Annotated in this window: 16 protein-coding genes and 2 pseudogenes; 10 read left to right on the top strand and 8 right to left on the bottom strand. The window is 58.1% G+C overall.

All coding sequences use genetic code 11. The annotated features are described in order from the left end of the window. Positions 1–853 precede the first annotated feature (853 nt). From B2589_RS13485 to B2589_RS13450, 8 genes and pseudogenes are all read left to right on the top strand, one after another. A complete protein-coding gene (locus B2589_RS13485) occupies positions 854–1252 on the top strand; it encodes a hypothetical protein (RefSeq protein WP_286816931.1) in 399 nt (132 codons plus the stop codon). Between the two features lie 102 nt (positions 1253–1354). Next, complete coding sequence (locus tag B2589_RS13480; protein WP_286816930.1) at positions 1355–1741, top strand: hypothetical protein; 387 nt, start codon at positions 1355–1357, stop codon at positions 1739–1741. Next, the gene (locus tag B2589_RS13475) at positions 1738–2040 is read left to right on the top strand and encodes a hypothetical protein (protein ID WP_286816929.1); all 303 of its coding nucleotides are present in this window, start codon (positions 1738–1740) and stop codon (positions 2038–2040) included. Before B2589_RS13480 ends, B2589_RS13475 begins: the two co-directional genes overlap by 4 nt. 283 nt (positions 2041–2323) lie before the next feature. Then, positions 2324–2419, top strand: a pseudogene (locus B2589_RS14325) (PEP-CTERM sorting domain-containing protein); the annotation flags it as partial. A gap of 371 nt (positions 2420–2790) precedes the next feature. Then, positions 2791–4125, top strand: a complete 1335-nt coding sequence (aupA, locus tag B2589_RS13465) for an alkane uptake protein AupA (RefSeq protein WP_286816928.1) — start codon at positions 2791–2793, stop codon at positions 4123–4125. 13 nt (positions 4126–4138) lie between these two features. Next, positions 4139–7477, top strand: coding sequence for an Ig-like domain-containing protein (locus B2589_RS13460; RefSeq protein WP_286816927.1), 3339 nt, complete (start codon positions 4139–4141; stop codon positions 7475–7477). Between the two features lie 184 nt (positions 7478–7661). Beyond that, a complete protein-coding gene (locus B2589_RS13455) occupies positions 7662–9959 on the top strand; it encodes a molybdopterin-dependent oxidoreductase (protein WP_286816926.1) in 2298 nt (765 codons plus the stop codon). 43 nt (positions 9960–10002) lie between these two features. After that, complete coding sequence (locus B2589_RS13450) at positions 10003–10461, top strand: DUF2489 domain-containing protein (protein ID WP_022988801.1); 459 nt, start codon at positions 10003–10005, stop codon at positions 10459–10461. Between the two features lie 7 nt (positions 10462–10468). Here the strand turns inward: B2589_RS13450 and B2589_RS13445 are convergent. The 3 genes and pseudogenes from B2589_RS13445 to B2589_RS13435 form a co-directional block, all read right to left on the bottom strand. Then, positions 10469–11350, bottom strand: a pseudogene (locus tag B2589_RS13445) (HDOD domain-containing protein); the annotation flags it as partial. A 14-nt stretch (positions 11351–11364) separates the two neighbouring features. Further along, the gene (gene recG, locus B2589_RS13440; protein ID WP_286816924.1) at positions 11365–13440 is read right to left on the bottom strand and encodes an ATP-dependent DNA helicase RecG; all 2076 of its coding nucleotides are present in this window, start codon (positions 13438–13440) and stop codon (positions 11365–11367) included. 8 nt (positions 13441–13448) lie between these two features. Then, on the bottom strand, positions 13449–14408 hold the full coding sequence (locus B2589_RS13435; RefSeq protein WP_022988804.1) for a hydrogen peroxide-inducible genes activator: 960 nt from the start codon (positions 14406–14408) through the stop codon (positions 13449–13451). Positions 14409–14484: 76 nt separating this feature from the next. Here B2589_RS13435 and B2589_RS13430 point away from each other — a divergent pair, with 76 nt between their 5' ends. Beyond that, the gene (locus B2589_RS13430) at positions 14485–15354 is read left to right on the top strand and encodes an NAD-dependent epimerase/dehydratase family protein (RefSeq protein ID WP_286816923.1); all 870 of its coding nucleotides are present in this window, start codon (positions 14485–14487) and stop codon (positions 15352–15354) included. On the opposite strand, the gene B2589_RS13425 is transcribed toward B2589_RS13430, so the two are convergent. From B2589_RS13425 to gmk, 4 genes are all read right to left on the bottom strand, one after another. Then, positions 15347–15733, bottom strand: a complete 387-nt coding sequence (locus B2589_RS13425) for a RidA family protein (RefSeq protein WP_022988806.1) — start codon at positions 15731–15733, stop codon at positions 15347–15349. The two genes, B2589_RS13430 and B2589_RS13425, sit on opposite strands and share 8 nt — an antisense overlap. Before the next feature lie 78 nt (positions 15734–15811). Further along, positions 15812–17953 carry a RelA/SpoT family protein gene (locus B2589_RS13420; RefSeq protein WP_199456810.1) on the bottom strand — a complete coding sequence of 714 codons (2142 nt, stop codon included), beginning with the start codon at positions 17951–17953 and terminating at the stop codon, positions 15812–15814. A 175-nt stretch (positions 17954–18128) separates the two neighbouring features. Then, positions 18129–18341 (bottom strand): DNA-directed RNA polymerase subunit omega, encoded by a 213-nt coding sequence (gene rpoZ / locus B2589_RS13415; RefSeq protein ID WP_022988808.1) that lies wholly within the window; start codon positions 18339–18341, stop codon positions 18129–18131. 106 nt (positions 18342–18447) lie between these two features. Next, complete coding sequence (gene gmk / locus B2589_RS13410; protein ID WP_286816922.1) at positions 18448–19080, bottom strand: guanylate kinase; 633 nt, start codon at positions 19078–19080, stop codon at positions 18448–18450. 148 nt (positions 19081–19228) lie between these two features. Between gmk and B2589_RS13405 the strand changes: the two genes are divergently transcribed. Continuing rightward, positions 19229–20107, top strand: a complete 879-nt coding sequence (locus B2589_RS13405; RefSeq protein ID WP_022988810.1) for a universal stress protein — start codon at positions 19229–19231, stop codon at positions 20105–20107. 33 nt (positions 20108–20140) lie between these two features. Here B2589_RS13405 and B2589_RS13400 read toward each other — a convergent pair whose 3' ends face one another. Then, a complete protein-coding gene (locus tag B2589_RS13400) occupies positions 20141–21010 on the bottom strand; it encodes a YicC/YloC family endoribonuclease (protein ID WP_058339916.1) in 870 nt (289 codons plus the stop codon). Positions 21011–21125 lie beyond the last annotated feature (115 nt).

The raw sequence follows: 21125 nt of genomic DNA, 5'->3' as shown, positions 1-21125 counted from the left end.
ACCTATGAGAAATCCGGGCTAGATGGGACACTCACGGGACAGGCCACCACAAAACCACTCGTACGGAAAACAGCTTGTCCATTTTGAGCGCTTGATACCAATATTCTTCAGAAATCCCCCACAGAGAACACCCAACTTCAGGTGCGACTTTTAACAAAACGGATAGGGGCGGAAAGCTCTACGGCAATCCCAGGTTAACTCAAGCCACTTAATGCAGTACGATTATCGGCGCTAGTCAAAGACATCAAATGATGTCCACTGAAAGAAGCCAGCGATAACCTAGTCTTCTGTTTTGTATTGCTTCAGGGAGGCTGAACGAGGAGTCAGAGATCGTAATAACGAAGCGCCATGATTTCTGCAATTATGAAGCACTCCACCCAACCGCTGTTAAGTTTGGAAGAGAAGCATGGATCTTACCCAGGCATTAAAGTCACTCGCATTAGATCAGTGGTACAAGTTACTGGTTTGGATTGGGGGGTTAGCTACTCTGGGATCAATTTTTCTCCCGGTTAAGGCCTTCAGCAATTCCTCTATTCTGCCGCTTTTCGCGGGTCTATTTTTGATAGGCCTCGGAGAGTGGGCCAGCCATCGCAAAGAGCCATATGAGCGAGAAACACCTCACGGGTCAACAGTGCGAGGCTGGGAGATGCGGCGGTTCAACAATATCCCAGGCAATTCGATGTCTATCATCGGAGCATTGTTAGTAGCTTATGGCGTATATTCCATCATCACGGCATAGAGACTTAACCCATTCTCGTAGTACGTTCCGGACCTTTGGCCCCACAACGGACGCCCATTTCGCTGCGCTTACATCGACGCCCCTAAACAAAAGCATTAACCCTAGAGGAGAGAAATGGACACTCTGAGTTTTCATCGATTTTTTGACTGGGTCAATTCAGGAGCTGCCGCTGCCTCATTAGCTTTTTTCGGTCTGTTACTTTCCAGTGATGCCGGGAAGTCCGGGGCTGCTGGCTTGATCGCCACAGGGCTATTTTTCTTTGCCATGTTTGCACTCGTAGCGGCATCCGCGATTGGCAAATTGATTAGCGACTATGCTAGCTCCAATGACGTAGCCCCCAAACCAGTTAACAAAGTTCATGCATACACCACGACAACCGGCCTACTAGCGTTCACCGTTGGCCTAACACTGCTGGCGATGGCAGTTAGCAAGTGGCTTGCTGTGCCCTTATTGGCGGGGCTAATTGTTCTGCTCGGGTCTTTCAAACGTGTGCATAATGGTCTGGTAACGTAGCATACGTAATTTGTCCAGGACACACGGCCCTCCACCGGACCGCCCTTGTCAGCGCACCGACTACAGCAGGGGTTAAAACGAAAGAATTAGGAATGAAAATTGATGCCGGACTCCAATTTAATTAGAGCTTTCTTGCAGCAGGCAAGTGCTAGTGGATCCAAGTCCACTGTTCTCAAACCTCTAGGTTGGATGATGCTGATTTGCGTATCCGCCACATTATCGTCAGCGCATTTTTCACTGCCTGTGGCATTAACATACCTTTTTGCCGCTTTTAGTTGCATAACAATGGCTTTGTACCTAGTGGCATATCTTTATTGTCTGTTTAAAGATCGAGATGCCCTCAGAAGTGAAACTTATTCCATTCAAAAAATGGCAATTGAAAAGGGCTTTGTAGGTGACGATGTGTCTGGTGAGCTTGAGGTAAAACGTGACGAATCCAATACGTACATAGAGGGATCTCCAGTCGAAGATGCGGAGGACGACAAATGAAAAAGCGTTTCGTTGTCGCCCTTGACTCTAGTACCAAAGAACAGGATGAAAAATTCAAGGAATACATTAAGACGAATAAGTACGGATGGTGGCATTGGATAGATGGTTTCTGGCTTTTAGTCGACTCAAGCGGCCAGTTAACAGCCAAAAAACTGAGATCAGATTTGGATGAGTTTTATCCACGCGTGAGACGAGTTGTGCTTGAACTGAGAGACAACGATGACACATGGTCTGGATTTGGCCCCAAGAAAGATGGGAAAAGTATGTTTGATTGGTTGCACCGAAACTGGACCTCTTAACAGATGCGGGCAAAGGGCGCTCCTTTCGCTCCGCCCCTCCCGCTGGCGTTATGCACCTTTGATTAGGGGGAGACCTTGAGGAAAAAAGAAACCCGCGTTGTAACGGTTTACGGCGAGCCCGTCACTGTCGATGGCGAACCAGTAACAATGACTGTCGACGGATTTGCAGACTAGATCCATCTCTTGAAGTACTCAATGATGATGTGACAGACAGCGTCTTGGACTAGCTACGGAATCAGGGATTTACCCCGTTTCCGAGCTAAGTCGGGAATGGAATTACCTCGCAAGAACCATCCCCGTCCCTGAGCCCGGCACCCTGGCCCTGTTCGGCCTGGGCCTTGCCGGCCTGATCGCCTCACGGCGCAAACTGCAGAAGTAACCAAAAGCCTGTGTCGGGAAACTTTACATAGCACCCCGGCACAGGTTTTTACCCGCCTATTACGCTACATAACACCCCGTCACATTTATCAAACAACACATTTTATCCTTTTCTTTTTACCTCGCCCAAGAAACATTACGCTACAAAAAATCACACCTGACACCTGTTATTTCAATGGCTTAGCGCTAACTTGAAGTCACGGGCTAGCACTACGTGGTTTTACCGACACTGACCTGTGTCAAAAATGCCAAAGTCCTCATCGGACAAGCCCAATACACTTGCCACTGAACCAATGTAGCCAAACCCGAGGTCCGCGATGGCGCTGGGTGTCAGGTTTGAATACAAAAATAACGAGCGAACGGAGTGTATCAATGGTCCCCTCTCCCCGATTTTCCGTACGGGCAGTGTCCCTAGCAGTTGCAGCAGTTTCCGCCAGCCTTACCATGAACGCCTCGGCGAGCATGGGCAATCTGGGCACCACTTACGGTGTAATGCCCATAGATGTGGCAACCGCCCAGTCGCTGTCCATGTTCAACGACCAGGTCTCTGCCACCTACTACAACCCCGCGTCTCTCACCAAGGACACCCGGGGTGAGCTGACAACCGGCATACTGCACGCCGAGCAGGAACTGCGTTCCGCCAACCCCAATGCCAACGGCGATGTACTGGCCAACTCCCCCAGCCAGCACGTGCTGATCGGCATGAAAACCAACCTGGGCTCCCTCACCCGCTTCAAGCACCCTATTTACCTGGGCTTTATTGCCGGTGTGGAGAAGTACGGTAAGGAAATGCTGGCGTTCAACTCGCAAACTTCCGAGAACGGCCAGTTCCTGCAATATGGTAAGGAACCGCTGTTCCTGAACGTGGGTGGCGCTACGCCGCTGTGGCGCGGCATTTCTGCTGGCCTGTCGGTGCGGGTGACCCTGGATGCTACGGCGCAGCTGGATGCGGTATCCACACTGGGCGGCGAAACCAGCCGTGAACGCCTGGCGGTGAACGCAGAGCCCGCCATGAAGACGATTCTGGGCACCACCGTAGATTTCGGCAGCACCTTCTGCCCCGAAAGCGATTGTTTCCTGGACGGCTGGGAAGCGGCCTTTGCTTACCGCACCAAGTCTTCCGCTTCCACCACGGTAGACTCCAACATCATCGTTACCCAGACCATTCCGGACCCGGGCCTGAGCCTGGCGGTTTCCACCATCGACTCCTTCCAGCCGGAAACCTATGTCGCCGGTATGCAGTACGCCGGTGACGGATGGCGCGTAGGTGGTAGCGTGGAGCAGCAGAACTGGTCCGAGCTCGGCGATGCATTTGATAGCGACACCATTCGCATGCAGAACGGCGTGAATGGCCCGAAGATTGAGTTCGACGACATCCTCATTCCACGTATCGGTGCGGAATATCAGCTCAGCGAACACTTCGCCCTGCGCGGTGGTGTAGCCTACGAAGAATCTCCCCTGAAAACCACCCGCAATCCGGACCTCAACTATCTGGACACCGACAAGATTGTGGTTGGCCTTGGTGTTAGCGCCACCTACGACCGCACCCGCCTGCTGGCCTACCCGGTTCGCCTGGACCTGGGCTACCAGTACCAGCAACTGCAAGAGCGTGACTTCACCCTGGTGGACTACGACGGCAACGAAACCGACGTAACCGCAGACGGCGACGTGCACGTAATCAGCGGCTCCATCACCCTGAAGTTCTGAGGAGAAGCAGGCCATGAAACAATTCAAGATCCTGGCACTGATTCCCGCCATGCTACTGGCAGCCTGTGGCGGCGACAGTGACACCCAGACCATAAAAGAAAAAACCACGCCGGGCGCGATGGTGTATTCCTTCCCGATGGACGGCCAGAATGATGTCAGCCCGAAAGCGGATATCGTTCTGCGCTTCTCCCATGCAGTGGTGGATGATGAAGCCACCCTGGCAGAAAAGATCAAGGTAGAGTCTGACGGCGCTGCCGTAGCCTTCACCGTTAAGATTATTGATGGCGGCAAAAGCCTCAAGCTGGAACCCGAAACTGCCCTGGCAAGCGGCAGCGACTTCAATGTCAGCTTCAGTGAACCCCTCGCAGCTGAAGGCGGCCGGACTATCAGCACACCAAATGCCGTTGGCGAAGATGGCATACAGTTCAATACCCGTGCCGAGTTCAGTGGCGTTGCAAGCCTGGGCACCACTTCCGACCAGTTCGGTGTAGCCTGGCAGGTGCCGGCTAATGGCAGCGCTTTCCAGGCCATGAACTTCTCCACGTTCCGGCTGGCCATGACCCAACCGGTTCATCCGGAGTGGGAACAACTGGGCGGTAGTATCGAACTGCTGGACCAGAATGGCGAAGCCGTGCCGGCCACCGTGCTGGTAAAAGGTAACCGCATCACCGTCGACCCCTGCGTGGCAGACCGTTGCGGCAGTAAGGAAGACATTCTGGCGGCCGGTGAAACCTACACCCTGAAGCTCAGCAACCTGGCCAGCCTGACCAACAGCGCAGAAGACAACCGCTTCTCCGCTGAATACAGCTACACGCCGCGGGACACTGGCCCGACCGTGATGCTGGAGCAGCAAGCTGTGGATTCCAACGGAGGGCAAGTATCCTCTGTGCTTAATGGACAGCCAGTAAACGGTGTTGTTCTGAATTCTGTCCTGCAGGGTGTGACCGACTCTTCACAGCAAACGGGCTCCCTGTTTGCCGAGCTGGCTTACGCACCAGGCTTTGAAGCGAACGAAGCACTACCTTTACGCATACCGAAAGGCAGCGTGCTGGAAAGCACCAGCCTGAACGTAAAGGTGGGCGGCAAGGTACAGGTACTGGATGCCGCAACCGGTGAGAAACAGCAGACCGGTACCATCAAGGTGACCATGCTGTCGGATGCCTCCGGCTACATGAGCCCCAACCCCTACACCGACGACCTGAACGCTCCGCGGCACATCACCCTGTTTATGGATGTATCCATGAACACCGAGGAAGCACAGCCGAACGCGGCATTGTCGCAGGATCTGATGGGCGTGGAACTTCGTGGGATCGCCCTGGTTCAGGACGGCGTACTGACCATCGACGCCATCGGCATGGTTGAACCCAACCTGCTGGGCCAGGAGTTTACCGACTCTACCATCGCCTTCCAGCTGAAAGCCGCCACCGACGTTAACTCGGCACTGGATGCGGAAGATGACTGGCTGCGCGATCTCGACACCACCCCGCCCCAACTGGTGAGCTGGATGCCCGGCGCGGAAGATGCCATTCCGGCTACCCGCCAGTCCATGCAGCGGCCGGGTGACCCGGTGATTCTGTTCTTTGATGAGCCGCTGGATCCTGCGTCGGTGGCTAATGGCGTAACGCTGACTGCTGACGGAAATACCGTCGAAAGCCTGAACACCAAGCTCGACGGCACGGCTCTGGTGATTAACCCGGAAGGTGGCCTTGAGCACGGGGTTGATTACCGGGTAGACGTAAACGGCGTCACCGATCTAGCGGGCAACTTTGCTGCAGTCTCACCACTAAGCTTCAAGCTTGACCCAACCGACAATGTCGACGGGACCGTTGAGCAGCGTCCGCCACTGGCACTGACAACCTATCCGGGGTTCCCGTGTGAAACTGATTTTGCACGAATGAATCTTCTGGAAGGCGCCCTTGGCGAGTGTTACTCAATCAAAGAACCCGGGCACAACAAAGGAAATGCCTCTCTAGAGGTTGACCTCCTGCCTGTCAGCACAATGCCTGAAGATCGCCCAATCACTGTAGTGTTCTCGCAGTCCATGCAGCCTGAATCCATCCGGCTTGGAGTGGACGGCACCTTTATCGTAGAAAAAATTACGGTAAATGAATCCGGACAACCGAACGAATCCGAAATCGGTAGCGGAGAAATTGTTGAAGGCCGCCTCGAATTCAACAACCAGCAGATTCGATTTTTCCCGAATACGCCATGGCAGCCGGGCGAGTTTTATCGCTACACCATGAAATCGGTAGAGGATGATGATGCGAGCACATGTGCGCTGGAGACTCCGACTTCCGTATGTGGCACCAATGGCATCGCACTGAAAACTGACATTCTGGAAGGGCTGGATGATGGGGATGGTGCCAACGGCGCAGACAACCTAACCATTTACTTTGAAGGCACAGAGAAGCTGGAAACAGTTTTCACTCCGCTCAGAAACTTCCCGGTAAGGGATACCAACTCGAACTTCCTGATTGATTGTGAAGATAATAATGACGAAAGCTGCCTCGAACCATTTGGTAAGGCACACCCAGACGGAAGCGACGAAGATGGATGGGGAGCGGCGGCAAACTCAACCAAACTTGCAGTCATCGGTGGGCAGGCTAGCGTTACGTTATTCGAGACTCCTATCGGTGGCCTGCCTGGTGGAGACTCTCTCGCAGAGGTCGGTTGCGAAGCCACTAGCGACAGCAATTGCCCTCGAGACAAGTTTATTTACCAAACCTATGCATTGAATACCGAAGTTCTCGGTCCGGGCACTTATGACCCAACTCCCGGAGAGCCAAATAGCGGTGACGAACACGAAGGTATACTTGTTGATCTCTACCCAACATTGTTGACGACTACATCAATCAGTGTTTGGACCAATGTCTTCGGCATATTGCAGGAAGAGTCCATCACGAATACTCAGGTTCTGAGAATGCGTTATTCGAAGGATTCTTCATGCGAAGGAGAGTGCCCCCGCGATCAACTGATTAGAGGCGTAATTACCGAAGGCGATCAGGGACAGCCTGTTTTTGTCACTCAGGCGGAACTCTTAATTGATGCTCCTGACATGGAAATCCCAATGGGCGGCACCCACGATCTTTATGGGCGCCCATTTACCCTGGAGTTGGAGGGAGACATTACCTTCTTCGATGATGGACGCATGCAAATAGAACAAAGAAACACAAATCGTGTCGGCGGTGAGGACGAGTTGTTAGTCACAGCCGATGCACTAGGACTAGAGGGCCTTGGCTTAGCAACGATCCGCCTGCCCCTAGAAATCCCAGTCGGCGGTACCTACCTAAACTTCATCTCCAACCCGGTAAAAGACCTGCCGGCCCAATACGAGCAGCAAACCGCTCAGTAAGTTAACCAGGTAATACGGACCCTCCTCAGGCCAGCCTTCGGGCTGGCCTTTTTTGTTTGCCCGGCGAAGCCGGCAAACCCGGCCATCGGGTCACATTTACAAAAACCCTTTTCCCATTGCGGTTCGTTTCCTGATAATCTGGTTTCAATTTGAAACCTAAAAACAAGAGTTCCGGAGAATCCTTATGCACAACGGCACCCACTACCGCACCTGCCACCTTTGCGAAGCCATGTGTGGCGTGGCGATCGAGGTTCAGATCGGCAAGGTTGCCGCTATCAAAGGCGACGACAACGACCCGCTCAGCCGGGGCCATATTTGCCCGAAGGCGGTGGCGCTGCAGGATCTGCATGAAGACCCGGAACGGCTGCGCCGGCCGGTTCGAAAAACCGCCACCGGCTGGGAAGAAATAAGCTGGGACGAGGCCTTCAACCTGGTCGCCCGGCGGCTGCATGAGGTGCGCAAGGCCCATGGCCGGAACAGCATCGGGGTGTATCTGGGCAACCCCAATGTGCACAACCACGGCGCCGCCATGACCATTACGCCACTGCTGCGGGCTATAGGCACCCAGAACCGCTTTTCAGCCACCTCGAACGACCAGCTGCCCCATATGCTGGCCAGCCTGGAGATGTTCGGGCACCAAGTGCTGTTCCCCATTCCGGATATCGACCGCACCGACCTGTTTATCTGTATCGGTGGCAACCCCATGGCCTCCAACGGCAGCCTGATGACGGTGCCGGATTTCCGGGGGCGGGTGAAGGAGCTCAGGAAACGTGGCGGCAAGCTGGTCGTCATCGACCCGCGCCGCACGGAAACCGCCCGCATTGCCGATGATTTCCATTTTATCCGCCCGGGCACCGATGCCCTGCTGCTGATGGCCATGGTGCACACGCTGTTTGCGGAGAACCTGGTCAGTACCGGCGCGGCTACCGGGCTGGTGAAAGACCAGGACCTGCTGCAACTGGCTGCCCTGAGCTTTACGCCGGAAGCCGTCGCAAGCCATACCGGCATCAACGCCGACACCATTCGCGGCCTGGCACGGCAGCTTGCCACCACGCCAAGGGCAGCCCTGCACACCCGAATGGGCACCAGCACCCAGGCCTTTGGTGGCACCACCACCTGGCTGGCTTACTGCCTGAATATCCTGACCGGCAAGCTGGATGCCCCGGGCGGGGTGATGTTCACCCAGCCTGCGGTGGACCTGGTAGCGCTGGGCGCTCTGGTGGGCCAGGCCGGCCACTTCGGCAACCGTTACAGCCGGATGCGCAAGTTGCCGGAATTTGGCGGTGAATACCCGTCCAGCACCATGGCCGATGAAATCCTGACCCCGGGCGAGGGGCAAATTCGCGCCTTTGTAACCGTGGCCGGCAATCCGGTGCTGTCGAACCCCAATGGTCAGCGCCTGGATGAAGCCCTGGCCGGGCTGGATTTCATGGTGTCGGTGGATTACTACCTGAATGAAACCACCCGCCACGCCGATGTGATTCTGCCGCCCACAGCGGCGCTGGAGCGCAGCCATTACGACCTGATTTTCAGCATGATGGCGGTACGCAACCAGGCCAAGTACAGCGAAGCCCTGTTCGAACCGGCACCGGACAGCCGCCACGACTGGCAGATCAACCTGGAACTGGCCCACCGCCTTGAACGGCAGCGCAAGGGCGGGAAGTTGCCATTGCAGGCGGAACTGGGCTGGCAGGCTTTCAAGAAGCTGGGGCCAGACCCGATCCTGGATGTGCTGCTGCGCACCGGCCCCTACGGCGCCAACCCGGGCCGGGTGGGCGGTGTGATCAAGCCGGTGCTGGACAAGGTGCTCGGCATTCTTCCGGAACGCCACCCCCTCAAAGGCCTGGCGCGGCTCAGCCCGCTGAACCCGCAGTGGCAGCACATGCCCAAGGGGCTATCACTGTCCGCCCTGAAGAAATCACCCAGCGGGGTGGACCTTGGCCCGTTGCAGCCTACCCTGCCCCAGCGGCTGTTTACCCGGGATGGCAAGGTCAACCTGGCGCCGCGCCGCTACCTGGCGGATGTGGAGCGCCTTCAGGCCCTGCTGGACCAGCCTGAAGCCAGCACCAGCCTGCAGCTTATCGGCCGTCGCCATGTACGCAGCAACAACTCCTGGATGCACAACAGCCAGCGACTGGTGAAAGGCAAAAGCCGCTGTACGGTGATCATGCACCCGGAAGATGCCCAAAACCGCAAGCTCGAAGACGGCGCGCAGGTACAGGTACAGAAAGACGGCAGGGCCGTGGTGCTGCCGCTGGAGGTATCGGAAGATATCATGCCCGGAGTGGTGTCGATTCCCCACGGCTGGGGCCATAGCCGGCCCGGCACAGGGCAGTCCATTGCCAGCGCCCACGCCGGTGCCAGCATCAACGATATCCTGGACGACACCGAAACCGACCCGGTTTCTGGCACATCGGTACTGAACGGGCAGGCAGTGGAAGTGAAAGTCTGGCAAACTGGCGCCCAAAGCAAACAGGCCTGACCAACCGGGCAGGCCTCGCCATTCATTGATACGAGGTTCAACAATGCCCAGAGGACTGCAACTGTCGTTTATCGTTGTCGGGCTGGTGGTGATCGGGATTCTGCTGTTCTACATCTGGCGGCAATCCAGGGTGCTTAACGAAAACCGGATGCGCCAGAAGAAGGCGGAAGAGTTCCAGGCCAAGCGGCGCGACGAGATGATCGAAAGCATCCGCATTATTGCCCTGGCGGTGGAAGAAGGACAGGTGGAACATTCTGAAGCCTGCCTGCGCCTGAAGGGCCTGCTGGATTACGTGGCCCCGGAACTGCTGGACCAGGCGCCCTATCGGGTGTTTCAGGAAGTGCACGACAAGATCCAGCACATGCCCACCCACCGTGCCCGAAAGGCCACGGATGCCAAGCTGGTTCAGAAGATGGACAAGGAACGCTTCGCGGTAGAACGGCAGCACGCCGAGGATGTGCGCAAGGCGGCTACCGCTATTCGCCATTACCGGTTCGACTGAACCGAAGTTACCGGGCCAGCGGCATCATTCCGGCCATAGCCATGATGCCGTCCCGGTTATGAACCAGCGCATCAAACTGCTGCTCTACCCTTTGCCGGCTCAGGCCTAGTTCTTCAAAAACAGACTGGGGCACCGGCTCTACCCGGCCCGGCATCACGCCCCGGGCGGTTAGCAACTGCCGGCCCAGCCAGACAATTCTGGCCAGGTAATGATGCGGGCCGCTGTAGTCGGCATCCGCCTGGTGCCTTACCGCCAGTGTCACTTCATCGGGCATGCCCCAGTTCTCCAACAGGCGGGCGGCGATCTGTTCCCGGCTGAACCCCATCAATTTCTGTTCCTGGGCGGCGCGGTCACCGGCCGGGTTATCCCCCTGCCAGCGCATCAGTTGCTCGTGGTAGGGCGGGAACACCTGCACCAGCACCAGGTCGCCAAAGTTGTGCAGCAAACCGGCCAGGTAGGCCAGCCCGAACAGGGGCCGCTTTGTTCTGGGCATCATCCCCGCGAGGATTCCGGCAGACTGGGCCTGCCAGGTGGCTTGCTGCCAGTAGTCCCGGTAGCCTTCGGGCTGATCCAGCGGCGCTTTGAGGGTACGACCAAGGGCAAGGCCCATCGCCAGGTTCATCACGGTATCGAAGCCCAGTACCCGGGAGATGGCATCGTGCACCGAACGCACCTGCCCGGCGGAGGCGTAAAAGGAGGACGAGGCCCAACTCACCACCTGGGCGGCCAGGCCCGGGTCGCTCTCCACGATGTCGACCAGGTCTCCCATGACGGCTTTCGGGTCTGACCGAAGGCGCATGATGCGCTGGGTGGTTTCCGGCAAGGGCGGCAGCTCCAGGGTGTCTTCAAGGCGCTGCAGAATGCGCAGACTGGTGAACTTGCTGGAGGCCGGGAAGTGCATGGTCAGACCTCTCCGTACCGGGTGTTTTCGCCGAGCCAGCGGCGCACCAGGGCTTCGGCCACGCCGGGCTGCTTCACCAGCGCCGGCGCCATTTCCTTGACCGGCTCTATCCAGCCCTTGTCTCGCTCGAAATCAGCCAGGCGGAACTGCATCAGCCCGGTCTGCCGGGTGCCCAGCACTTCGCCGGGGCCACGGATTTCCAGGTCTTTCTCGGCGATAAAGAAGCCGTCCTGGCTGTCCCGCAGGGCCTGCAGGCGGGCTTTACCATTATTCGACAGCGGCGGGTGGTACATGAGTACGCAAAAGCTCGCCTGGTCGCCCCGGCCTACCCGGCCACGCAACTGGTGTAGCTGGGCCAGGCCCAGCCGTTCGGGGTTCTCGATGATAATCAGCGATGCGTTGGGCACATCCACCCCCACCTCGATTACGGTTGTGGCCACCAGCAAGTCCAGCTCGCCGTTCTTGAAGCGTTCCATCACTTCGGCTTTTTCCTGGGCTTTCAGGCGACCATGCACCAGGCCCACTTTAAGATCCGACAAACGCTCGGAAAGTTCCTGGGCCGTCACTTCAGCTGCCTGGCATTGCAGGGCTTCGGATTCTTCAATCAGTGTACACACCCAGTAGGCCTGGCGCCCCTCCCGGCAGGCGCTCCGTACCCGTTCAATAATATCGTCACGCCGGCTGTCGGGCACTACGATGGTCTCTATGGGTTTACGACCGGGGGGCAGCTCGTCGATCACCGACGTATCCAGGTCAGCATAGGCGCTCATGGCCAGGGTGCGGGGAATGGGTGTGGCGGTCATGATCAGCTGGTGCGGGGCCAGCGAGCCGCCTACGCCTTTTTCCCGCAGGGCGAGGCGCTGGTGAACCCCGAAACGATGCTGCTCATCCACAATCACCAGGGCCAGCCGGTTGAACTTTACTTCATCCTGAAACAGGGCGTGGGTGCCGATGGCTACCCGGGCTTCGCCGCTGGCAACGGCATCCAGGGCCTCCTGCCGGGCCTTGCCTTTGACCTTGCCAGACAACCACGCCAACCGGATGCCCAGGGGCTCCAGCCAGCCCCGGAAATTATTGTAGTGCTGTTCGGCAAGGATTTCCGTGGGCGCCATCAGGGCCACCTGGGCACCGGCTCCGATGGCCTGCAGTGCGGCCAGGGCCGCCACCACGGTTTTACCGGAACCGACATCCCCCTGCACCAGTCGCAACATGGGCAATGGCTGGCTCAGGTCCTGCCGGATTTCCTTCATCACCTGGCGCTGGGCGCCGGTCAGGCTGAAGGGTAATTCTTCCAGAAAACGCTCGGTCAGATCACCGGTGGGCAGCAGGGGTAAGGCCTGCCGCGCCTGTATCTGTTCCCGCACCTGCAGTAGGCTGAGCTGGTGCGCCAGCAACTCTTCCATCACCAGGCGCTGCTGGGCCGGGTGCCGGCCTTCCACCAACTGGGGTACCGGGGCACCGGCCGGGGGCTTGTGGACCAGTTTTACGGCTTCGGTAATGCCCGGCAGCTGGTAGTCCGCCAGCAGTTCCGGTGGCAACCAGTCTTTGATGGGGTAACGGTCCAGGTACTGCAGCGCCTGCTGGCACAGCCCGCGCACCCGGGGCTGCTGTATGCCTTCGGTGAGCGGATAGACCGGGGTGAGCGTGGCTTCGTCACCCGCCGGCATGGGCGGCGGGTTCACCTGGTATTCGGGGTGGTAAAACTCGTAACCGGCGCGGCCCGGGCGGACTTCACCAAAACAACGTACCCGGGTGCCTTCGGTCAGCTGGTTACGCTGGGCGGCATTGAAGTGGAAAAACCGCATCACCAGGAAGCCGCTGTTGTCCCTCAGGGTGACCTGCAGGCTACGGCGCCGACCCATCACCAGGTCGGTTTTCATGACCTCCCCTTCCACCACCGCAACATCGCCTATGCGCAGGCTGCCCATGGGGATTACCCGGGTACGATCTTCATAGCGGTGAGGAAGGTGGAACAGCAGGTCCTGTACGGAATGGATGCCGAGTTTTGCCAATGTTCCGGCCAGGGCGTTTCCTACGCCCTTGAGCTGGGTAACGGAGATGTCTTCCAGTGACGTCATAGTGGCACTCAGGCGCCTTTGGCAACCGCCGGCGTTTCGGTTTTGGCTTTTTCGATCACCCGGCACTGGCTGGCCGCCAGCGACAGCACATCAATGGCCTTGGGCCGCGGGAAGGTTACCCGCCAAGCCAACGCCACGGTCCGGAAAGGCACCGGCGCGGCAAACGGGCGAACCGCCAGGATATCTTCGTGGTATTTCATTCCGGTGGCCGCAGACAGCGGCAACACGGTAATACCAAGGCCGGATGCCACCATGTGGCGGATGGTCTCCAGGGAACTACCTTCGGTCACCAGGTCCGGTTTGTCACCGTCGGCCCGCTTGGTAATGGCATCCACCAGCGGCGGGCAGGATTCCAGTACCTGGTCCCGGAAGCAGTGGCCCGGGCCCAGAAGAAGCAATTGCTCCCGAGACAGTTCGTCTGCGGTTATCTCGTCTTTTGCAGTGAGCGGATGATCCGCCGGCAGCAATACCACGAAGGGTTCGTCGTACAGCGGCATGGTGACCACTTCCGGCTCTTCGAACGGCAAGGCGATGATGATGGCGTCGAGGTCTGAATGGCGAAGCTTCTGGCGCAGGTTGGCGGTGTAGTTCTCTTCGATATACAGCGGCATTTCCGGCGCCGCCCGGCGCAGTTCCGGCAGCAGGTGCGGGAACAGGTAGGGGCCGATGGTGTAGATGGCCCCCACTTTCAGCGGTGAGTTCAGCTGGTTTTTGCCATCCTGGGCCATGTCTTTGATCACGCCCACCTGGTCCAGCACCCGCTGGGCCTGCTCGATGATGCGCTGCCCGGTTTCGGTTACCCGGATGCTGCTTTTGCTGCGTTCGAACAGGGGAATACCGAGTTCGTCTTCCAGCTTCTTAACCGCCACACTGAGGGTGGGCTGGCTGACGTGACAACGCTCGGCCGCGCGGCCAAAATGCCTTTCCCGGGCAAGCGTAACAACGTATCGTAACTCGGTGAGTGTCATGGTGAGCTCCGGTCGGATCGATCAGGTCGAAGTTTCACATACTTTATCAGCCAAAGCATAAGGATTGAAATTGTCTATGGCAATGACAGATCGCAACCCATCTGCACGAATTCTGGTGGCCGGCTGCGGCAAGCTTGGTGGCGACATTGCCCTGGCCCTGACCGGCGCCGGCCAGGTGTACGGTTTACGCCGCAATCCGGACAAGGTGCCGGCGAGAATTACCGGGATCGGTGCAGACCTCACCCGGCCGGAAACCCTGCAAGGCAAGCTGCCGGACAACCTGGACATTGTGATCTACTGCCTGACACCTTCAAGCTATGATGGCGAGGGCTACCACAACGCCTACGTCGCCGGCCTGCAGAACCTGCTGGATGCCATCGGCAACAACCCGCTGACCCGCCTGTTCTTCATCAGCAGCACCAGCGTGTACGCCCAGGACGATGACAGCTGGGTGGATGAAACCAGCCCTGCCGAACCGGACCGGTTTACCGGCCAGCACATTCTGCAGGGCGAGCAAACGGCACTGAACAGCATTCACCCGGCTACCGTGGTGCGCTTCAGCGGCATCTACGGCCCTACCCGCCAGCGGTTCCTGGAAGAAGTGCTGGAAGGCCGGATGAACCCGCAACCACCGGCACCGTTCAGCAACCGGATTCACGAACAGGATGCCGCCGGGGCCATCGCGTACCTGGGCCAGCAGGCATTGCAGGGCCAGGAGCTGGAAAACCTGTATATCGCCAGTGATTGCGAGCCGGTGCGGCTGGATGAGGTGGTGAACTGGGTTCGGCAGCAGGTGCCGTGCAAAGATCCGGTAGAGGGTGCCCGCAAGGGCGGACGTGCGGGGAGTAAGCGGTGTAACAACCAGCGGTTGCTGGCCAGCGGTTTCGAGTTCCGGTACCCCGACTACAAGGCGGGATACCGGGAGATGATCAACAACCTCAGCTGAGCACCATTACCGCTTCCATTTCCACCGGCACGCCTTTCGGCAGCGCTGCCACGCCTACGGCGGCGCGGGCCGGGTACGGCTCCTGGAAGTAGGTGGCCATGATCTCGTTCACCGTGGCGAAGTTGGCCAGGTCGGTCATGTAGATGTTCAGTTTTACGATGTCTTTCAGTTCACCACCAGAGGCTTCGCACACAGCCTTCAGGTTTTCGAACACCTGACGGGTCTTGGCGGCAAAGTCACCGGGCACCACTTCCATGGTTTCAGGGTCCAGGGGAATCTGGCCAGACAGATACACGGTATCTCCGGCTTTGACTGCCTGGGAGTAGGTACCAATCGCCTGCGGGGCGTTTTCGGTCTGGATAACAGATTTATTGGTCATGACCTGCGTTTTCCTCTCGTTCAAAACGCCAATCCTCTCCCTTCAGCGTGGCGACTGTCAACCACGCTAAAGTCGCACTCAGTGGCGAACCCGGCTGATGTGAGTAACCGCACGGATATTGCGCACCCGGCGCATCACCCGGGCCAGGTGCCGGCGGCCATTCACGTGCACCACCAGGCTGACAATACCGAACTTCGCGTTCTGGTCTTCCACGTTGATGCGTTCGATATTGCCATCGGCCATGGCCACGGCGTTAGCCACTTCGGCAATCACACCGCGCTGGCGCTCCAGTTCTACCCGCAGCTCTACCGAGAATTCATCGGTGATGTCCTTGGCCCACTTCAGGTGGGTCAGACGGGCGCGCCCTTCGTCGTCTTCCGGCAGGCTGGAGCAGGTGTCGGAGTGGATGACCATCCCGTTGCCGGAATCCATAATACCCACCACCGGGTCACCCGGAATGGGTTTGCAGCAACTGGCAAAGCGCACCAGCATGCCTTCGGTTCCGCGAATAGTCACCGCGCCCTGCTTTTCGGCCGGGGCGTTTTCCAGGTTGGCGGTGGTTTCCAGCCCTTCACCGCCACTGACCAACTGCCGCGCCACCAGGTAAGCCATGCGATTACCCAGGCCGATGTCACTGACCAGGTCATCAAAACTGTTCACCTGATTATGGCTGACCACGGCCTGGCGCTGGACTTCGGTAATGTCCGAAAGCTTGGCGCCAAAGCCTTTCAGGGAACGCTTGAGCAGGGTACGGCCCAGCTCCAGGGATTCTGCCCGCTTGCGGGTTTTGAGTACGTGGCGAATGCTGCTGCGAGCCTTGCCGGTTACCACAAAGCTGAGCCAGGCCGGATTCGGCCGGGCGCCCGGTGCCGTAATGACTTCCACCGTCTGGCCGCTTTGCAGGGGCTGGCTCAGAGAGGCCAGGTTGCGGTTAACACGACAGGCTACCGTGGCGTTGCCGATATCAGTATGAATGGCGTAGGCGAAATCCACCGGCGTTGCCCCGCTGGGCAGCTCCATAATCCGGCCCTTGGGAGTAAACACGTAGATTTCGTCCGGGAACAGGTCGACCTTCACGTGTTCGATGAACTCCATGGAGTCGTCGGCCCGCTCGCGCATTTCCATCAACCCTTTCACCCAGCGGTCCACACGGGACTGGTTGATGTTGGTAACGCCGGATTCCTCGTTCTTGTACATCCAGTGGGCAGCAATACCATTGTTGGCGATGTGCTCCATTTCCTCGGTACGGATCTGGATTTCAATGTTCACATGCATGCCGAACAACGTCGTGTGCAGCGACTGGTAGCCGTTCGCCTTGGGCATGGCTATGTAGTCTTTGAAACGGCCCGGCAGGGGCTTGTACAGGCTGTGTACGGCGCCCAGGATGCGGTAACAGTCGTCTTCCGTGTCGGTGATGATGCGGAAGGCATACACATCCATGATTTCATGGAAAGATTTCTGTTTGAACTTCATCTTGTTGTAGATGGAGTTCAGGTGTTTTTCCCGGCCCAGTATCCGGCCCGGCAGGCCGCGCTCTTCCAGCTTTTCCTGCAGTTTACCCCGGATATCGTCGATAATTTCCTTGTGGCTGCCCCGCAGCTTGGCCACCGCTTTCGAGATGTACTTGGAGCGCATCGGATACAGCGAGGAAAAGCCCAGGTCTTCCAGCTCGGTAGAAATAGAATGCATACCCAGGCGGTTGGCAATGGGGGCGTAGATATCGAGGGTTTCGGTGGCGATGCGCTGGCGTTTTTCGTAGGGCATGGGGCCCAGGGTGCGCATGTTGTGCAGGCGGTCTGCCAGTTTTACCAGGATCACCCGAATGTCCTTGGCCATGGCCAGGGTCATTTTCTGGAAGTTCTCGGCCTGGGCTTCGGCCCGGGAGCGGAATTCGATCTGGGTCAGTTTCGATACGCCGTCAACCAGTTCGGCCACGTCTTCACCGAACTGTTCGCTCAGGGCGTCTTTCGGGATACCGGTGTCTTCGATAACGTCGTGCAGCATGGCTGCCATCAGGCTCTGATGGTCCAGCCTCAGGTTGGCAAGGATGCCGGCTACGGCCAGGGGGTGGGTGATGTAACGGTCGCCGCTTTTGCGCATCTGCCCTTCGTGGGCCTGTTCGGCGTAATAATAGGCCCGTCGCACCTGATTGATGCGATTGGTATCCAGATACGAGCTAAGCTCTCTGGCCAGATGTTCAACCGTTGGCTCTACCGACACCGCGCCTCCAATGTTTCTCTGAAAACCGGGGACAAAAAAGCCCGAATGCATGCATCCGGGCTTTTTTGTTGTCCTTCCGGCGGATTTCTATAGATACACTATAAAACCGCGCGGTCAGATTTCAATGCTTCTTAACGGTTGGCAGTAATTCTACGCACAACCGCAAGCGGGCATTTTAGTCTTCGTCGTCTTCGGTCAGCAGATCGCGAGTCACTTTGCCTTCGGCAATCTCGCGCAGGGCGATAACCGTGGGCTTGTCGTTCTCTTCCGGCACCATCGGCTCAGCACCCTTGGTGGCAATCTGGCGGGCGCGCTTGGTGGCCAGCATAACCAGCTGGAAGCGGTTATCTACGTTTTCCAGACAATCTTCAACGGTAACTCGTGCCATTATCTTCCCCGAACAAAAAGAATCACTGATTTAGCAGACCGCGTAGTTTACTGGCACCGGCTCAATTTGTATACAGTGGAAGCCACTATGCATGCCGGCACGCCAATCAGCCGCGGCCAGACAATCCCGACAGCAGGCTGGCGTGGCGAACTTGCTGCACGCCCATCTTCAGCCGGTGGCTGCGCGCAATCGCCAGGAGATCAGCCAGCGCCACACTGAAATCGTCGTTCACCACCAGGTAATCGAATTCTGCCGCGTGGCAACACTCCTCTTCTGCCTCGGCAAGCCGGCGCTCCACCACGTCTGGCGCGTCCGTACCACGGCCAACCAGGCGCTGGCGCAGAACCTCGGCCGACGGCGGAACAATAAAGATGCTCACACATTCAGGAATCAGCCGGCGCACCTGTTCAGCGCCCTGCCAGTCAATTTCCAGGATGACGTCCTGCCCGGTGGCCAGGGTTTCCCGCACCCATACTTGCGAGGTGCCATAGTAGTTGCCGAAAACGTCTGCATGTTCCAGGAAGTCACCCCGGGCAATCATCGCCTCGAACTCGTCCCGGCTGACGAAGTGGTAGTTCACCCCGTTCTGCTCGCCTTCCCGCATCGGGCGGGTTGTGTGAGACACCGAAACCCCCAGCCGGGAATCCTGGCGGAGCATTTCCGACACAAGGCTGGTTTTACCCGCGCCCGAAGGGGCGGAAATCACAAACAGGGTACCCTGCTCACCGGCCTGACTCATGGCGTGATGACTCCTGAACAACAGTTTGCGGCCACTACGGATGGCCAGAAAGCGGCAAATTATACGGGGTTTGACTTATCTCCGCACCCCGGGTGACTTTCTGCTGATAGTATTGGAACAAATTCCACGTTAGCTGACGGATACCGACATGGACAAACTGCTGATCATCATGGACCCCCAACACAAAGACCAGACCGCACTGACCCGCGGTGTTGAACTGGCCCGGGCAACCGGTGCCAGTGTGGAAGTGGTGGCGTTCGTGCATGACTACCTGGACGCCCTGCCGGGCGATCCGGAGGTACAGAACCGGGCCAAGAAGGCGCTGATGGACCATCGCCAGAAATGGCTGGAACAGATGCTGGCGCTGGCCGACTGCAACGACCTGAAGATCAGTGCACGAACCGTCTGGGAAAAGCAGATTCACCTGTGGGTCATTGCCCAGTGCCAGAAAGAGAAAATCGGCGCCGTGGTCAAAACCGGAAACCGCTCGGAAACCTTCCTGTACACCCCGACAGACTGGCACCTACTGCGGGAATGCCCGGCGCCGGTGATGCTGGTGGCCGAGCAGAAATGGAACAAGGCCCGGCCGATCCTGGCAGCGGTGGACCTGAGCTCAGATAAAACGGTCAAAAAAGCCCTGAACAACCGGATTATCGACCAGGCCTGGCACCTGGCCAAAGCCCTGGGCACAGAGTTACACCTGGTGCACGCCCTGCATACCTCGGTGATCCTGGCAGACCTGGACATCATCGACCCGGTTGCCCACGCCCGCAAACGGGAGGCGGCACTGAAGCCCCACATTGAACACCTGTGTAACACCTGGCACCTGGCGCCAGAGCAGGTTCATATCGCATCCGGGCCGGCCCAGAAGGTGATCCCCAGCGTGGCCAACAAAATCAAGGCCGACATGATAGTGATCGGCACCACCGGCAAGACCGGACTGGCCGCCAGGGTGATCGGCAATACCGCCGAGAAGGTACTAACTCATTTGCGGACGGATTTGCTGGCTATCAAACCGGCGGAGTAAAACAAAGCGGGCCGGCTCAACCCGGCCCGTCAATCACTCCAGGTTCTGCACCTGCTCCCGCATCTGCTCGATCAGCACCTTTAAGTCCACCGCTGCGCGGGTGACGGCGGCATCGATGCTCTTGCTGCTCAGGGTATTGGCTTCCCGGTTCAGCTCCTGCATCAGGAAGTCCAGGCGCCGGCCGATGGCATCGTCGTTTTGCAGGGTGTCGGTGACTTCGCTGATATGGGCATCCAGGCGGTCCAGCTCTTCGGCCACATCGCTTTTCTGGGCCAGCATGACCATCTCCTGGGCCACGCGCTCCGGGTCCAGCTCTACCTTGGCTTTCTCAAAGCGATCACGAAGGTTCTGCTCCTGGGCGGCCAGCAGCTGGGGCATCTTCTCCCGAACTTCTGCCACCAGCTTGCCCATGGTGGTCAGACGGTCTTCAAACAGTGGCCGCAGGCGCTCACCTTCCCGTTCACGAACCGTCATCAGCTCCTTGACGGTTTCCGCGAACAGCCCCGCCGCCGCTTCCTTGGCTGCGCTGTAATCCTTCTCCGGCAACGACATCACACCCGGCCAGCGGAGAATATCCAGTGCGTTGATGTGGGCCGGGTTATCCAGCATACGGTTAATGTGGTTGGCTGCCTCGTTCACCGCCTGGGCCATTTCATCGCTGATCTCGAAGCTCTGCACCTCGCTCTCCACCGACTGCAGGCGCATGGAGATATCCACCTTGCCCCGCTTCAGCCCCTGCTTGCGCAACTCCTCCCGAAACCGGTTTTCCAGTTCACGGAAAGCCTCCGGCAGGCGAAAAGACGGCTCCAGGTAGCGATGGTTTACGGTACGGATCTCACAGGTGAGAGTACCCCAGTCACCCCGGGTATCCTTGCGGGCAAAAGCAGTCATGCTGCGGATCATAATGGCTCCAGTCGTGTTCAACAGAGTTTCGAGTTTAACAGGCAAACGCCCGGAGCAGCGAACCCGACCAAATGCTATACTCGGAGCCCTTTCAAAACGCCCGACCGGTAACAGC

Origin of the sequence: Marinobacter sp. UBA3607 (genome assembly GCF_002375525.1) — a bacterium.
GTDB lineage: Bacteria > Pseudomonadota > Gammaproteobacteria > Pseudomonadales > Oleiphilaceae > Marinobacter > Marinobacter vinifirmus.
This window is presented reverse-complemented; position numbering and strand designations above follow the sequence as displayed.

Excerpts from the sequence above, each read along its gene's own strand:
- B2589_RS13485 (WP_286816931.1), top strand. The coding sequence starts at position 854 with ATGGACACTCTGAGTTTTCATCGATTTTTTGACTGGGTCAATTCAGGA.
- B2589_RS13480 (WP_286816930.1), top strand. The coding sequence starts at position 1,355 with ATGCCGGACTCCAATTTAATTAGAGCTTTCTTGCAGCAGGCAAGTGCT.
- B2589_RS13475 (WP_286816929.1), top strand. The coding sequence starts at position 1,738 with ATGAAAAAGCGTTTCGTTGTCGCCCTTGACTCTAGTACCAAAGAACAG.
- aupA (WP_286816928.1), top strand. The coding sequence starts at position 2,791 with ATGGTCCCCTCTCCCCGATTTTCCGTACGGGCAGTGTCCCTAGCAGTT.
- B2589_RS13460 (WP_286816927.1), top strand. The coding sequence starts at position 4,139 with ATGAAACAATTCAAGATCCTGGCACTGATTCCCGCCATGCTACTGGCA.
- B2589_RS13455 (WP_286816926.1), top strand. The coding sequence starts at position 7,662 with ATGCACAACGGCACCCACTACCGCACCTGCCACCTTTGCGAAGCCATG.
- B2589_RS13450 (WP_022988801.1), top strand. The coding sequence starts at position 10,003 with ATGCCCAGAGGACTGCAACTGTCGTTTATCGTTGTCGGGCTGGTGGTG.
- recG (WP_286816924.1), bottom strand. The coding sequence starts at position 13,440 with ATGACGTCACTGGAAGACATCTCCGTTACCCAGCTCAAGGGCGTAGGA.
- B2589_RS13435 (WP_022988804.1), bottom strand. The coding sequence starts at position 14,408 with ATGACACTCACCGAGTTACGATACGTTGTTACGCTTGCCCGGGAAAGG.
- B2589_RS13430 (WP_286816923.1), top strand. The coding sequence starts at position 14,485 with ATGGCAATGACAGATCGCAACCCATCTGCACGAATTCTGGTGGCCGGC.
- B2589_RS13425 (WP_022988806.1), bottom strand. The coding sequence starts at position 15,733 with ATGACCAATAAATCTGTTATCCAGACCGAAAACGCCCCGCAGGCGATT.
- rpoZ (WP_022988808.1), bottom strand. The coding sequence starts at position 18,341 with ATGGCACGAGTTACCGTTGAAGATTGTCTGGAAAACGTAGATAACCGC.
- gmk (WP_286816922.1), bottom strand. The coding sequence starts at position 19,080 with ATGAGTCAGGCCGGTGAGCAGGGTACCCTGTTTGTGATTTCCGCCCCT.
- B2589_RS13405 (WP_022988810.1), top strand. The coding sequence starts at position 19,229 with ATGGACAAACTGCTGATCATCATGGACCCCCAACACAAAGACCAGACC.
- B2589_RS13400 (WP_058339916.1), bottom strand. The coding sequence starts at position 21,010 with ATGATCCGCAGCATGACTGCTTTTGCCCGCAAGGATACCCGGGGTGAC.